Origin of the sequence: Mesorhizobium sp. WSM4898, from assembly GCF_029625845.1 — a bacterium.
Taxonomy (GTDB): Bacteria; Pseudomonadota; Alphaproteobacteria; order Rhizobiales; family Rhizobiaceae; genus Mesorhizobium.
The window spans coordinates 642,846-657,160 of record NZ_JARTVQ010000002.1 but is presented as its reverse complement, the minus strand read 5'-3'; the positions used below and the strand labels follow the sequence as shown (position 1 = coordinate 657,160).

Below are 14,315 nucleotides of genomic sequence, written 5' to 3'. Positions count from 1 at the left end.
ACCGCTCAGCGGGGGGAGGGGATATTCGGATGGCCATGCTGAAACGCCAACGGCGCCCGCGTGGGCCGCGAGCAATGCCCGACGAGAAGGGACGGGGGGATCTCGTAGCGGTAGAATCCCATCTCATCCCGCACCTCGGGGATGATCGCCGCCAGTTCGTTCGCATCCAGGCGCAGCCACTTCTGCTGGCGGCCGGGATCGATCATCTCCTTCGCCACGCGAAGGATGTCGTCAGAGCAATGCAGCCCGCAATGTTCATAGATACGGCGCAAGACCAACTCGGGATCCTGTATCAGATCCTCATAGCGAAACGACAGCACGCGGCCTTCGCCCAGCCTGGCGAGATCCTCTCGGGCCATTCGATTGCCGCGCGCCCATTGGCGCGCGATCACTGTCAATTTTTGATGCTCCTGCAAATCCCGATCTATTCCCTTGTAGCGCGGTCCGTAGATCGACGTGTATTTTCTGTGTAGTATCCTCTTGGCGACTATCTGCTTTACGACGTCTCCCACGTAGTAATGGACTTGTGTGGCCGGCGTTTCTTTCAATAGTCGCAGCAGACCTTTGAAACTTTTTGCGCGCTGCCACTTAAGTTCCATGGAGCTTATATAGGAAAACGGATTCCTTGTAATATATAGAAATATAGCTTCTGGGAATATCTGGTGGATAAATGGCACGCGCAAGACGTTGGCGGGCGTATTTTCCATGATTTGCCGGTTGCCGTTCCGCAGCTGATAGTCGAGGAACCGGTTGCGAATGTAGCGCACGACCTTCTCGCTGGCATCGGCTTTGACAAATTCGTCATGCCGGCGCGCCGGATCGGCATAGAGCCACAATGTTTTTGGCTCGTACCAGGTGACGACATCCGGGTGCAGCCCGATCAATTTCTGCGTGATGGTGGTGCCCGACCGGTAGTTGCCAATCAGAAAAATCGGAGGTTTCAACTCTGCTGTCGTCATGACAAGCCCCTATCGCTAAAGGTCAACCAGGATGCACGGATGCGCACGACAACGCGCTGCTACTGGTCTCTGAACGCACGCATCATCTGGTCCGTCAAAGGCTTCATCAGGTATGAGAGCACCTTGCGGTCGCCAGTCCGTACGAACGCTTCCACCGGCATGCCGGGCGCCAGCGAGAGCGCTCCAAGCTTCTTCAGCTCCTGGGGGTCGGGGGTGATGCGCACCGTGTAGTAGATTTCGTTGGTATGCTGATCGCGCGTCACGTCTGCCGCGATCATGGAGACCATACCTTCCGTTTCGGGCGTGGTGTGGACGTTGAAAGCCGTGAAGCGAAGAAGCGCGCGCTGACCGATCGAGAGCTGATCGATGTCCTGAGGTGCGGCCTTTACCTCGACCGCGAGAGCATCGGTGTCGGGCACGATCAGCATGATCGGATCCCCCGCGCCAATCACGCCGCCAACGGTATGGACTGCGGATTGATGGACCGTGCCGCTGGCGGGGGCGCGAATATCAATGCGCGACAGCTGGTCCTCGGCGGCGACCTTGCGCTCCTCGAACTCGGCGATCTTGGCCTCGACATCGCGCAGATCGCTCCCGGTCTCGCTGGAAAACTCCTTGTCCAGCTGCAGGATCTGCAGCTCGATTTCGGCGATCGCTCCCTTTGCCTGCGCAATGCTCGACACAAGTTGCGCCCGCTCACCCTCGATGCGCGTTGCCTCACGTTCATATTCGGTCAGCTTCGATTTGAGGGTGAGTTTCATTTCGACAAGACTGCGTATGTCGACGAGCTCGTCGTTGATCAGCTTGATCTCCTTCGTCTTTGCCGATTCCTGCGCCGAATAGCCTTCGATCTGCTTCCCGAACTGCTCGATGCGTTCGCGCAGGCGCGCCTTGTTGCCAGACACCTCGGTTCGACGAAGCTCGAACAGCCGCTGTTCGCTCGCCACCGTGGCAGCTATCTCAGGATCGTTCATTCTCGCGACAAGCATCGGAGCAAGCGTGATGCGCTCGCTGCCGTCACGCTCGGCCTCGAGCCGGGATTTTCGCGCATAGAGCTCATCCAGGTTCTTCGTCACGTAGGCCAGGCTGGCACGCGGAACGGTGTCGCTGAGCTGGACCAGAACGTCTCCGGCCCTGACGCGGTCGCCGTCGCGCACAAAAATCTTGCCGACCACACCGCCGGTCGGGTGTTGAACCTTCTTTTCGCTGCTGTCGACGACCACCGTGCCGTGCGAAATCACCGCTCCCGAAACATCCACCGTCCCGGCCCAGACTCCCATTCCGCCGACGAGCAATGCGACGATGGTCGTGCCACCCAGCAGATTGCGACGGATCGACCGTCGGTTCAAAAGCGACACGTTCGAAAGGGCAGCTGTCATTTCCCCATTTCCATTCCGGGTCAGCCATCAACGCGGTGTCGGGGTGAGCTTGAAAACCGGCTGCAGGCCTGCGGTCACGGTCTGTGGCGCGGGCAAGAGTGTCGACAGAACGCTTTCCCTGGTGCCGAACATCTGCGTCTGGCCTTCTTTCATCACGAGCAGGAAATCCACTGTGCTGAGAATGTTCGGCCGATGCGCCACAATCGCTAAGATGCCGCCGCGGGCCTTGATTGCGAGGATGGCAGCGGCAAGCGCCATTTCACCCTCGGCATCGAGATTGGAGTTGGGTTCGTCGAGGACCACCAGGAACGGATCGCCATACAGCGCGCGCGCCAGCGCAATGCGCTGACGCTGGCCGGCTGAAAGCGCGGTTCCGCCCTCTCCGATCTGCGTCTCGTAGCCATTGGGGAGACCGATGATGAGCTCGTGGACGCCCGCGGCGCGGGCGGCTGCGACAATGGCCTGCGGGTCCGGCCCGGGATCGAAGCGCGCGATATTGTCGGCAACCGTTCCCGCGAACAGTTCGACGTCTTGCGGAAGGTAGCCTATGTAGCGGCCCAGCCGCTCCGACGACCACTGGTCGAGAGCGGCGCCGTCCAGCTTGATACGGCCCGCCAGCGGTCGCCATGCGCCGACCAGCCCGCGAACCAGACTCGATTTGCCGGAACCGCTTGGTCCTATGATGCCTAGCACCGAGCCGGCATCCAGGCTGAATTCCACACCTTGCACGATGATGCGTTGCGCGCCCGGCGCACCGATCGCGATGCGCTCCACAGTCAACTTCGACCCGGGCACCGGAAGCGCCATCGGTTGAGCGTCCTGCGGCAACCGGGCGAGCAATTTGCTCAGCCTGCTCCAGCTCTGTCGCGCCCCGACGAAGTTGCGCCAATGGGCGATGGCAAGATCGACGGGCGCCAGCGCACGGCCTACAAGGATGGAGCCGGCGATGATGATCCCGGAGGTCGCCTCGCCCTCGATCACAAGCCAGGCGCCCACACCCAGCATCGCCGACTGAAGCATCAGTCGCAACGCACGAGCGAAACTGCCGAAACCGCCAACGATGTCGCTGACACGCTGTTGCAGCGCAAGATGCTCGCGGCTCGCTTCGCGCCAGTGGTCGTGCAGGCGCCTGCCCATGCCCATCGCCTGAAGCACCTCCGCGTTGCGCCGGCTGGCCTCGGCCAAGCTGTTGCGCCTCACGCTGCTTAGAACCGCGGCGCCCATCGGTCTGCGTGTGAGGATCTCCGTGGCGACCGTCAGCGTCACCAGCACCAACGCGCCGCAAGCGGCGGTTGTCCCGAGGGTCGGATGAAGGCTCCAGATGATCGCCAGATAGAAGGGCAGCCAGGGAAGATCGAACAGGGTGCCAGGCCCGGCACTCGACAGAAAAGTACGGATGTTGTCGAGATCGCGTTGCGGCTGCAATCCATCTCCCTGCTGGCCGATGTACAGGGGCAATTTCGAAACGGCGGTGAATACGCGTCCCCCAACCGCTTCGTCCAACTCAGCACCGATCCGGTTCATGATGCGGGCGCGCACGAGGTCGATGACCGCCTGCCCGGCAAACAGAACGCCGGCCAGTATTGCCATGGCGATCAGAGTGGGGACGCTGCGGCTCGGCAGCACCCTGTCGTAGACCTCCAACATGAACATTGCGCCGGTCAGCATGAGGATGTTGCTCACGCCGCTGAAAACTGCAACGCCCGCGAAGGCTACCTTGCAGGAGCGCAACGCACTGGCCAGTTCGGAGCCGGGCGCCGGTTCCTTGGTCGAGGACGGGGCGCCGGCGTTCGCGAATGCGCCGGGCAAGTCGCTTCTTCGTCTCCGCCTTGCGCTGCGGACGGCTGCCATGAGGAGACCAAGGGCCGCGACCGCCACGAAAACCTGGAGGGCGCCCGGACCGGCCAGCAGGGCCTGCAGGTCGTAAAAATAGCGCCAGCCAGCCACGAGGTCCGTCCAGGGTCGCGTCTGCGAAACCCTGGCGAGATCAACAAAGCGTGGCAGAAACTCCGCACCCGCAAGCGCGGCGGCGAGGAGGAGCAGGATTGCAGCGGGAAGTCGGACGATGAGGCGGCGGCGCGGGGCCTTGCTCGACTTCTTGCGGCGCGCAGTTGTGCGGGGGCGCTTTGGCGGCCGCTGCTTCGTCTTGGCATGGAAATTCGCCCGGCGGGGACGCGCTCCAAAGGCCGTCAATGCTGTGCCAAAGATCACGTCAAAATTCCGAAGATATCTGCTGCTCTATTGGCCGACCATGCTGCGCTGGACGGCCGGATTTTGCACTTTGGGAGAGATACCAGAGTCCGGAGCGTAGAACCCCTTGTTGGCCACGACGGAAACCTCGATGACGTCGCCGGCTCTCACTTCCGTGTTTTGATCGGCGACGATGTCGTGGGCGATCTTCTGGTCGCGCCTGAAGATGGAAATCCTCACCGAGCCCTGCAGGTCGTCGAAGGTTCTCTGTTCGCCGTAAGTGAAGATAAAGAGAAGCTTGTCGGCCACGTATCTGATTTGACTTTGGATTTTTCCGAGCTCAACTTGCGCGTCCTGGGTCTGGCCGATCAATTCCATTTCGTGACTTTGGTGCTTCTTTCGCAGCTCGCTTTCAGCGTTCAGCATCGCCTGCTGCGCCTGTTCCTGCTGCAATTCCGTCTGCGCCAGTTCAGCCCGATAGCTGGTATGTGCTCGTTCCGCCGTCAACACATTCGAGTTCGTTATCAAACCCTTTTCCCGCAGAGACCGGGCAGACTGCAGTTCTTGCAGTTGGATGTTCGCGGTCTTTTCACGTTCTTCTCTGGCCGCGGCTAGCATGGCCGCTTCCTTCTTCGCCCGATCCAGCGAGGCCTCCAGGTAGGAAACGTCATCCCGATACGCGGCAAGGCGGGCGTCCAGCTGCTGCTGTTCGGACGCGATGATGCCGTCAATCAATTGCCCGCCAAACTCGACGGGCGAATCGGGAGGAGCGACGAAGGACTTTTCCAGTCGACTTTCCGCCTGAAGCCGGGCAAGACGGACCTTCAGTCGATATTCTTCAAGCGCCAGGTTTGAGCGCGCGCTTCGCAGATCAGCTATTTCCAGGGCCGGCTCCGTGTTGCCCACAGCGCTGGCGCGAAACCCGCCTGCTATGGCGAGTGCATGGCGAACCGTTATTCCGGGTTGAAACGGATAGGATCCAGGGTGGGCCACCGTTCCGGAGATAAAAAATGGCCGGTATTGTCCGATCTCCACTTTCACGAACGGCTGGAGGATCAGCTTCTGCTGCTGAAATGCTTGCTGGATGGCTTGCGAGAGGGCAACGGTGGTCAGGCCGCGCGCTTTGATATCACCCAACATTGGCAGTGAGATCGAGCCCCGATCATCGACCACGACCTCCAGCGGATAGGATTGTTCGCCGATCACGGACACACGCAGGATGTCACCGGTGTCGAAGGTGTATCCATCCGCGCGGGAGGCACTTGCGGTGAGCAGTACAATGGCAACGGCAAGCCCACCGATCATTGCGAGCATGCTGCCGACCGCGGGTTCGAAGTTGGAAATTAGCCGTCGGCACCAGTCCTTCATGCGCAGAGGCTTGGAAGGAAATTGCTGGTCAACACGCATACGCATCGTCGGTACTCCGGTTGTCTAGCCTGCTGCCATCGAGACCCGCCGACATTCGCCGGCGGGCGCGTGACAGGAGGTTCTTCGTATGGTTCGAGAAGTAAGCCTGCATTGCGAACTCCATCGGAGCAGCAAAGGCTGATCAAAATCCGTGCAGCCCGAAGGTTTGCCCGGCGAGGCGGTCGCGAATTCTTGCCTCGTTTGGCCTCGCGGCCGAAGGGGCGGGCTCCAGCACGGATTGATAAATCTGCTCGACGCTTTCGCACATGGCGTCCAGCCCCCAGGACGACAGGTCGGTGCGTTTCGCGCCGTCGGCCAGTTGAGTGCGGTGCTGCTGGTTCTCGAGAAGACCGGCGACAGCCGCCGCCGCGGCGCCCACATCCTCGGCCGGCGTCACAATTCCGTTCACGCCGTGGCGGACAACCTCTTCCACGCCGGGCAAATGCGAGACCACGCTGGCTCGACCGCCGGCCAAATACTGCATCATGACGCGAGGCAGTCCCTCTCGCATCGAGGTCAGTACGCACACGTCCGCCAGGCTGATCAGTCGTTCGGGCGCGCTATGGTAGCCGATCATGCGAATGTTGTTTGCGAACCGGGATCGTTCAATCGCCGATTCAATGTCCGAACGCGCCGGTCCGTCACCGGCGAGGAGCAGTCGCACGTTTGGAACTCGGTCAACGACTTTGCCGAATGCCTCAATGAACTCGACGTGGCGTTTTCTCGGTTCCAGCGCGGCCAACATCAGGACCACCGGCGGCTTTGGCTCCCCGGCAGCCGTCCCCAGGAGCAGATGCGGATCTTGCGGCCACCGCGCGTTCGCGAAGCGTGCCAGATCGAAGCCGGAATGGACGACATGGTGCTGATCGGGGCTGCCCAGATGATTGGCGATGCAGATGTCGCGCATAGCCTGACTGACATCGATGAAAGCGCGCGTGAACCTCGCGGCCAGGCGTTCGGCGGCCAGGAACACCAGCCTCTGCCCGCGGCCGACATGCACGAAAGGCAAGATGTGGACACCGTGTATGATGCCGGGGATATTGGCTTCCTTGGCAGCGAGGCGGCCGACAATGCCGGCTTTGCTTTGATGGGTGTGCACGATGTCGGGCCGCCAATCACGCATAAGGCGGGTGAGCTGCCTTAAGGCGGAAACGTCGCGGGATGGCGAGATCGGATTGATGAGTTTTTCCAGCGTCACCACTCGCAGGGCTCCGGCAAGGGATGCCCGTAACCTTGGGTCGTATTCCGCGCCGTGAACCAACAGCACTTCATGGCCGTGCCGCGCCTGAGCGAGACAGCAAGCCAACGTGTTCTCCTCGGAGCCGGCTCGAAGCAGTCTGGTGATCACATGGACGATCTTCATTTGCTTGTACCTCAGGGACATGAAATCCGAAGCGGCGGGAGATCGAGGGGATCGAGCGGGAGTATCGCCGGGCGCCTTCCGCGGCTTTCGGGGCACGGGCCGGGCTCGCCTGTGGTTCGGTGCGATCGCGTAAAAGCTGCACGTCGGGGATGATGCGGGGCGGTTGGACCGCCCGATTTGCCTCTCAGAGAGACAGCCAGATATGCCTGAACAACTCTTGGCCGACGGCCTCTATGCCGGCGCTGGCGTCAACGGTCCGGATATCCTTGTCCTTCGCCCGCAGTTCCGCCATCAGCGATAGCCGCGCGTCGAACGCTTCTTTCCTGATGTCCCCGGGCTTTCGCTGTTCGGAGACCGCAAAGTCTGAAACGAGGTGCAAAACGAGGTGTGGGCGGCGTTCCGCCATCTTCTCGTAGAGTCGCTGCTCAAGCCGGGCGAGAACTGACAGGCCTGGGACGGAGAACAGGCGAGCGGGAATGGTCGGCCCGTCCAGATATCCCCTGCCGAGCGCCTGCGGCCACCGGTCGCAAATGACGATCATGCCGCGCGTCGACCATCGATGTGCGCGTTTCACCACAGCGTATCGCTCAAACGCGATCAAAACCGCCCAAAACGCCAACGCGGCAGCGACAAGTCCTCCCTTCGACCAAGCCCGGCCGGAGGAATCGCTGCCATCGTTCTGGGCCAAGGACTTCAGGCGCCGTCTATGGGGAGAGACGACGGTCTGCAATGCCTTGCGAAGCCGCCATCCATTGCCATCGCCAGTTCCGACATAGACTTGGGCACACCCGAATTTCCACCCGAATATCTGCCTCAGCCGGGCAGCCTGAGTGCTCTTGCCCATGCCATCGGGACCTATCAAGGCCACCACGAATCCACCAGCTGCGGGCCGTCTCTTCGGTGGAAAGCGCCCCGGCAGCAAGCGGTGGAGGGATCTCAGGGCGAGATAGCAGGTCTTGCGCACGAGATGCACCGCCGCATCGGCGATAGGGGGGCGTCCCGTGTAACCACACATTTCCCGGATCGAACGCCGCAGCCTGGCCAGATCTCCGCGGTGGGCGGCCAAGCCGTCGGCGCTTTGCAGGAACCTGCAGCGCACCGTTCTTGCGCCGTCAAACGTGCAGTCGACGACCTGCAAGCCGTGCGCGTCCGACGTGGACGGCAGGCGCGCAAAGTGCTGCTTCCAACCCTCGTCGAGGGTGATCCATTGCCTCCATGGAAGCGCCGAGGCGCGGAAGGCGAAGCGGGCAATCGCTATTCGAAGCTCGTCTTCGGGAGAGACCACCGGAACCGATACTCCGTCGACGCAAATCGCCTCCCATCGCGTGATCGCCGCATAATCGAAAGCCGGATAGCGCTTGCGAAATTCCCGGCCGACGCGGGCACCGATATGCATGTCGAGATGGAGATAGCGGCCATGCGTGAAGTCAGGCAGGAACCAGTCTTCTCTGCCGGCACAGACATTATCGTAGCAGGAGAGGCTCACGCCGCGCCGGCCGTGCAATTGACAGACGATAGAGCAGAAGAGCGGGTAGTCATGCTTGTCCAAAAGGACATCCAGATCATCCCGGCCGGCAAATCCGTCGTGCACGGACGCGAGATCCTGAATAATTCCGTACCTCACGCCAGCTTCATTGAGTGCTCGAAACAGTTCGCTGGCAATCGGCAGTGCCGGCGCCGTTTCGATCGGCCTGAAAGGAGCGTCTCCGTCAGTTTGATACGGCGCTGCACCTGAGTGGCTGCCCAATGCGCCCGCGCCAACAGTCTTCGCCGACGCTGAAACATTCGCTCCCGGCGCCAACGTTTCCGCCACGATCTCCGCCTTGGCCTCCGTAGCCCAGCGTCGATACTGCTGCGGCTGCAGACGATCCCGAAGGTCTCCGGCCGCGGCCGGAGGGAAGGCTGCCGATTTGGACTTGCGTGGTGTTTGCAAGAGATTTCTCGTGATTGGTCGCGGGCGAGCGTCACCCGCTCGTCGTCGCCGGAAACGTCGTGGAACTGGCGTGCGGTAAGTCCAAGCCCCTCGGTGGGCTGGTGTTCCTGGGATGTCGAACGACCAATCGTCTCAGTGCCGGCCCGCAGGTTCTGACGTGACCTTCGCAGGCTACCGCACCGAGGGTGAATTGGGTGCCAACTCATCACTCCCTGCCGAGTATTTCGGCATCTGTGTAACGAAAGCGGTGAGTAAAAACTCACCGAGTAGTTTCAAGACACTATCGACAACTTGTCCCGATCAATAGTGATAGGAGTAGACCGGTTCATGATGTCGAGAAGGATTCTGACCGCTCCGGCGCTCCCGACATGATCAAGTACCCCGAGCTGGTCCGAAAATGGCCCGTCTATGATCCTGATTTTCTGGCCCGGCCTCAACAGGATGTCCGGGTGCAAAATCCCGTCCTCATCGGTTGCCGATATCAAGGATTCAACCACCCCATAAGGCGCCGGTACCGGCATGCCCTTGCTCATGACGAGCTTTCGGACGCCCACGGTCGAGTTGATCGGGTACCAGCTCTGCTGATGGACAGCCAGGGAGACGAACAGATAGCAGTCGAAATACGCGCTGGAGACGGTCCTGACCCTGCGGGCGTGCCGGACGGTTCGCCTGCGCTTGGGCAGATAGGTCCGGAAGTTCTGCGATAGCAGGTGCCGCTCGGCAAGGCTCTCGGAATGCTGGTGCGTCTGGACCACGCACCAGCGCGCAGCTTCGCCGCCGTGACTTTTGTCCGCCGAGTCAGGAAAACCGTTGTTGCAGAAGTTAGTGTGCAGCATGACGCAATACTGTGTCTTTCCCTAATTGAGGTAGTAACTGTCCGAGACACTGCTTTCGAGCGACGTGTAACGGCCGTATCTGGGCAGCTTTGGTTCGTCCACCATCGTCAGGGCAATGCCCGCAAGCTTGGACCGATCGCCAAGATGTCGAATTCCTTCGGCAACGGCCTCGCGCGAGGTTTCCCGCCACCTCACGACGAAGACGACCTTGTCGACATGCCTGGCCAGGATCGAGGCATCGGCCGCGGGTCCGACGGGTGGTGCGTCAATGATCACCGTGTCGAATTTGCCCCGAACTTCCTCAAGCAGCGAGCGCATTCGTGCCGAAGCAAGAAGGGCAGGCGGGTTGCGGGTTCTTGCTCCTGCGGGCAGCATGGATATGCCCGAGCGTTCGTCCAGATGGATCGCGTTTGCGGCCTTCACCGGCAAGGTCAGGAGATCGACCAATCCGACCTTGTCAGCCATGCCGAAGAAGGCCGTGGCGGCCGAAAGGCGCAAGTCCGCGTCGATGACCAGAACCCGTTCGCCGTCGGCAGCCGCCGAGCAAGCCAGGCTCAATGCCAGCGTTGTCTTGCCTTCGCCGGGCATCGCCGATGTCACGAGCACCAGGCGCGGCGAACGGTCCAGTTCCGGCGTGGCCTGGATACCGAGGCGAAGCCGCCGCACCGCTTCGCTGTACCTGGAGAGCGGTTTGCGCTCGAGATAGGCCACAGGCTGAGCATGGACGTCTTTCGACCAGCCTGACATCCTTGGCATCGACGCAAGAACCGGAACGGCCAATTCTTCCTCGATCTGCTTCTTTGCCATGAAGCCGGAAGCGAAGAGTTCACGCAGCACGGCGCCGGCGCCCCCGAAGAAGATGCCGAAAACCACACCCAAAGCCGCAAAAAGAGGCCTGTTTGGGAAGCTTGGCGCGCCAGGAACGCTGGCATCGGTGATTACACGCACGCCGCTGTTGAGGAGGGTGGATTTCTCTTCGGTGAGCTTGGCGCGTGACAGGAACGTCTCAAAGAGTTCCTTGTTCGCGGCCGCGATCCTCTCCAGATCGCGTAACTGGACGCCAACCTGACCTTCGATTTCGGAGCGGTTGGATACCGAGTCCAGGGCGCGAGCCAGAGAAGCCTCCCGAGCTTCGGCCGCGTCGACCTCGTTCTTCAGATTGCCGATCAGGCGCTGGACTTCGGCGGCGATCTGTCCCTCGATGTCGCGGCGCTCGGCCTGAGCGGACAAGACCTCGGGATGCCGCTCGCCATACTTCAATTTGAGGTCGGCTTCCCGCCGGGTCACTCCGGAGAGCTGAGCCCTGAGCGCGTTAATCACCACCGACTGCAGCACGTCCGGAATCGACTGGATGTCGCCTCCGGCAGCCTGTACCTTGCTAACTTGCTGATATTGCGAACGTTTCTCGGACAACTCGGCGCGAGCATTGATTAGGGCGACGTTCAACTCGGACAGTTGCTGGTCAGTCAAGCTGCCCGCCTGCGTCGCTACTAGATTGTGATCGATCCGAAACTTCTGGACAGCTTGCTCCGAGCGGCTGAGCTCCGCTCGCAGATAGGCGGCCCGATCGCTGAGCCACGAGGAGGCCTTCTGGACCCCTTCGTAACGGGACCTTATTCGATCTGCCACATAGGCCTGGGCAATCGCGTTCGCGAGCGATGCCGCTTTTTCCGGATCGTAGGCGCCTACATCAAGCTCAATGACGTTGCCAAGCCCGACGCGCGAAACTCCCAGCGCGTTCTGGAGCCATATCAATGCTCCCGGTCCTATCTTGGGGTCTTCCGCCAGCTTTTGGCTGTCGACGACCTGCTGAAGAAGTGACGCAGACCTCAAGACAGCGATCTGACTTTCAATGAATGTTGGATTGTCAGAAAAATCGGAATTGGAGTAATCCTGTGGAGTCATATAGTCGATCGGAGCGTCGAGCAATATCTGAGAGACGCCGGTGTATGTTGTCGGAAGAGTATATGCGGCAGCCATAAACAGTGTGAAAGTGATGACGGCAATTCCGCACACCAGCTTCCACCGACGAAGAAAGAAATCGAAGACTTCCCTGACGTCGAGGGGCAGGAATTCCCGAATCATCCTCTGATTATCAGTTGGATTGGCCATTTCCCGAATCCTCACGATCGACAGCACAACTCCCAGCCCTTCAGCGTCGGCTGAATGGCGTTCATTTCAAAATGGGTCGGGCAGCTAGCTGTTATGCGCTCTCAAACGCATGAATCGTAAGGGTTGGTGTCCCGCCGACATGTCCAAATCGCTCTTCTGCGCCCACTCACCGATCGCGTCACCGGTAAGGCAGAAACATATCAGCTTCGCGGACATCGCCGCCATTACCATTATTGAGTAGTAACTCGGCTAAAGGTCGATCTGGTCTACCCCGTATGCCTCTCCGAGCTTTAAGAAGTCGCCGAGACACCTTCCTCTCGCCCTTCAGGGAGGTCCACTACAACGCTACGATCGTCAAGGATGCTCCTGACGATGAGAGAAGCGGCCGGCCTCGGCAGTTCTGAGGTTGACATGGACACTTATAGCGAAGTCGTTCCGAGTTTTGCAGGTTGGGTGCTCGAGGGTCCCGGGGTCATTCTTCTGCTGGCGGCAACCCTGCCGCTGATGCTTCTTCTTAAGGGCCGGCCGCTGGGCTACGGGACCCTTGCCGTCATTATCGGCACTGTCATGTTGCTATTGTTGGGTATCGAGAATTGGGCGGGAGCGGTCGCCGCCCTTCTCGCCTATTGCGTCCTCGTTTCATTGGCCTTGCTTTCCACCTGGAGGCGTATGAAGCAGATCGAGGACCGCCTCGCATTGGTCGCGTCGGCAATAGACGGCCTGGAAGTCGCCGAGGAGCGGCGACAGACCTACAGCGTCAGGCGTTCGCGCCGGAGGCCGGAAGCCGGAGCAATGGTGCAAACCGTCGCGGTCGGCGCGACGGACAATCCAGAAAGCGAGACGCGATATATCCCAGGGCCGCCTTGGCAAGAGCTGCAAGCGCCCGGTCCGCGACCCGAATCCGCGGCTCCGGCGTCAACGCAATCGGCAGGGCGCGATTTTGCCTCATCGACGGGTGGGACCCCCTGACAAAAGGTTCGAAGACAAGGATCGGTGTTCCGGCGGCAGGTTCTCGGGCAGCAACCGACAGCGCGGTTCAACTTTTCGCTGCATCCGCAGCGTCGCGCGTAATGACGAGACTCTGCCGGCCTCCCGCCGGGGCTTTGCGATGACCCAGACGATACTGTCGGGCGCGGTATGCGCGGCATGGTGCGGTGGGGCTTGCATTTCGACGGCATCCGGGCATGCCGCGGCATGCTGCTTGGCATCGGTGCGGCACGAGTTGTTGTTCCGAAGTCATCGTGGCTGCAAGCCAAAGCTGTGCCGCCTGAGCGACTTTAATGTACCAAGGGTGTAGGGTAGTAGCAAAAGGTGGTAGACTGCACTGCAATTCGGATGAGGTGACAGATGGAACTTTTTGCCTAGTCGATAGTTGCAGCTTCAGGTTGACCCGGGGGGGTGGATCATGGGCTTGGGCGATTCGGGGAAATGAACTTATCGAAGCAAGTTGGATTGGTGAAAGGACCCACGCTTGGTGACGCAAGCTGGGAAAGGGGAATCTCTGTACTGCCAGGAGCCGTGCGCCGCACCTATGCGGCCAATGCGACTATTGCAGGCGAATACCACACCAAATCCTCTATTCTGATTATGATCGCCGGCTGGGCGGCATTTGCGAAGACATTGCCAAATGGCTCACGTCTCATCGTCGATTTTGCGCTTCCTCGGGAAATTGCGGTGATCGAGTTCGCCGGAAAAGCGGGCGATACGGTGACGGCCCTCTCGGACGTTATCGCGATTGAGCTGGCCGGCCCCGTCCGTACATGTTCTGCGCGTTATCCGCAGTCCATCTGCGAAGCAATCCTGCGGGCTGAGGCGGATCGATATTCAAGGGTTGCGGAACACCTGGCAAGCGTCAGCAGAAGGGGTGCCGTTGAGCGTACGGCCCATTTCCTTCTCGAACTGGCCTGCCGCTCACATCGATCGGCAACGAGCTATCCGGCCCGCTTTGAATGCCCGCTGACCCAGGGCGAACTGGCCGATGCATTGGGACTTTCGGCTGTGCATGTGAGTCGCGTGTTGAAAACGTTGCGACAGACCGCCCTGGCCTCATTCCGTTACGGGGTCGTCGAGTTGCACGATCTTCCGGGACTGATCAAAACAGCCGGATTTGATCGGTCCTACATTTCGAGCTGATGC

The 14,315-nt window shown here is 60.5% G+C and carries 10 protein-coding genes; 2 read left to right on the top strand and 8 right to left on the bottom strand.

Features of this window, described 5'->3' with window-relative positions:
- Window positions 1–5: 5 nt before the first annotated feature.
- From P9228_RS10500 to P9228_RS10465, 8 genes are all read right to left on the bottom strand, one after another.
- Window positions 6–959: a sulfotransferase gene (locus tag P9228_RS10500; RefSeq protein ID WP_278053322.1), complete on the bottom strand. Its 954-nt coding sequence runs from the start codon at window positions 957–959 to the stop codon at window positions 6–8.
- Between the two features lie 59 nt (window positions 960–1,018).
- A complete protein-coding gene (locus tag P9228_RS10495) occupies window positions 1,019–2,338 on the bottom strand; it encodes an HlyD family type I secretion periplasmic adaptor subunit (protein WP_066992059.1) in 1,320 nt (439 codons plus the stop codon).
- A gap of 27 nt (window positions 2,339–2,365) precedes the next feature.
- Window positions 2,366–4,189, bottom strand: a complete 1,824-nt coding sequence (locus P9228_RS10490; RefSeq protein ID WP_278054043.1) for a type I secretion system permease/ATPase — start codon at window positions 4,187–4,189, stop codon at window positions 2,366–2,368.
- Between the two features lie 387 nt (window positions 4,190–4,576).
- Entirely contained in the window at window positions 4,577–5,941 is a 1,365-nt protein-coding gene (locus P9228_RS10485; RefSeq protein ID WP_245299543.1) for a polysaccharide biosynthesis/export family protein, read from the bottom strand.
- Between the two features lie 136 nt (window positions 5,942–6,077).
- Complete coding sequence (locus P9228_RS10480) at window positions 6,078–7,298, bottom strand: glycosyltransferase (RefSeq protein WP_278053321.1); 1,221 nt, start codon at window positions 7,296–7,298, stop codon at window positions 6,078–6,080.
- Between the two features lie 184 nt (window positions 7,299–7,482).
- Complete coding sequence (locus P9228_RS10475) at window positions 7,483–9,231, bottom strand: hypothetical protein (RefSeq protein WP_278053320.1); 1,749 nt, start codon at window positions 9,229–9,231, stop codon at window positions 7,483–7,485.
- 272 nt (window positions 9,232–9,503) lie between these two features.
- Complete coding sequence (locus P9228_RS10470) at window positions 9,504–10,067, bottom strand: transcription termination/antitermination NusG family protein (RefSeq protein WP_095802267.1); 564 nt, start codon at window positions 10,065–10,067, stop codon at window positions 9,504–9,506.
- Between the two features lie 21 nt (window positions 10,068–10,088).
- On the bottom strand, window positions 10,089–12,179 hold the full coding sequence (locus P9228_RS10465) for a polysaccharide biosynthesis tyrosine autokinase (RefSeq protein ID WP_278053319.1): 2,091 nt from the start codon (window positions 12,177–12,179) through the stop codon (window positions 10,089–10,091).
- A 411-nt stretch (window positions 12,180–12,590) separates the two neighbouring features.
- Between P9228_RS10465 and P9228_RS10460 the strand changes: the two genes are divergently transcribed.
- Entirely contained in the window at window positions 12,591–13,148 is a 558-nt protein-coding gene (locus P9228_RS10460; RefSeq protein WP_278053318.1) for a hypothetical protein, read from the top strand.
- Window positions 13,149–13,607: 459 nt separating this feature from the next.
- Complete coding sequence (locus P9228_RS10455) at window positions 13,608–14,312, top strand: Crp/Fnr family transcriptional regulator (protein WP_278053316.1); 705 nt, start codon at window positions 13,608–13,610, stop codon at window positions 14,310–14,312.
- Window positions 14,313–14,315 lie beyond the last annotated feature (3 nt).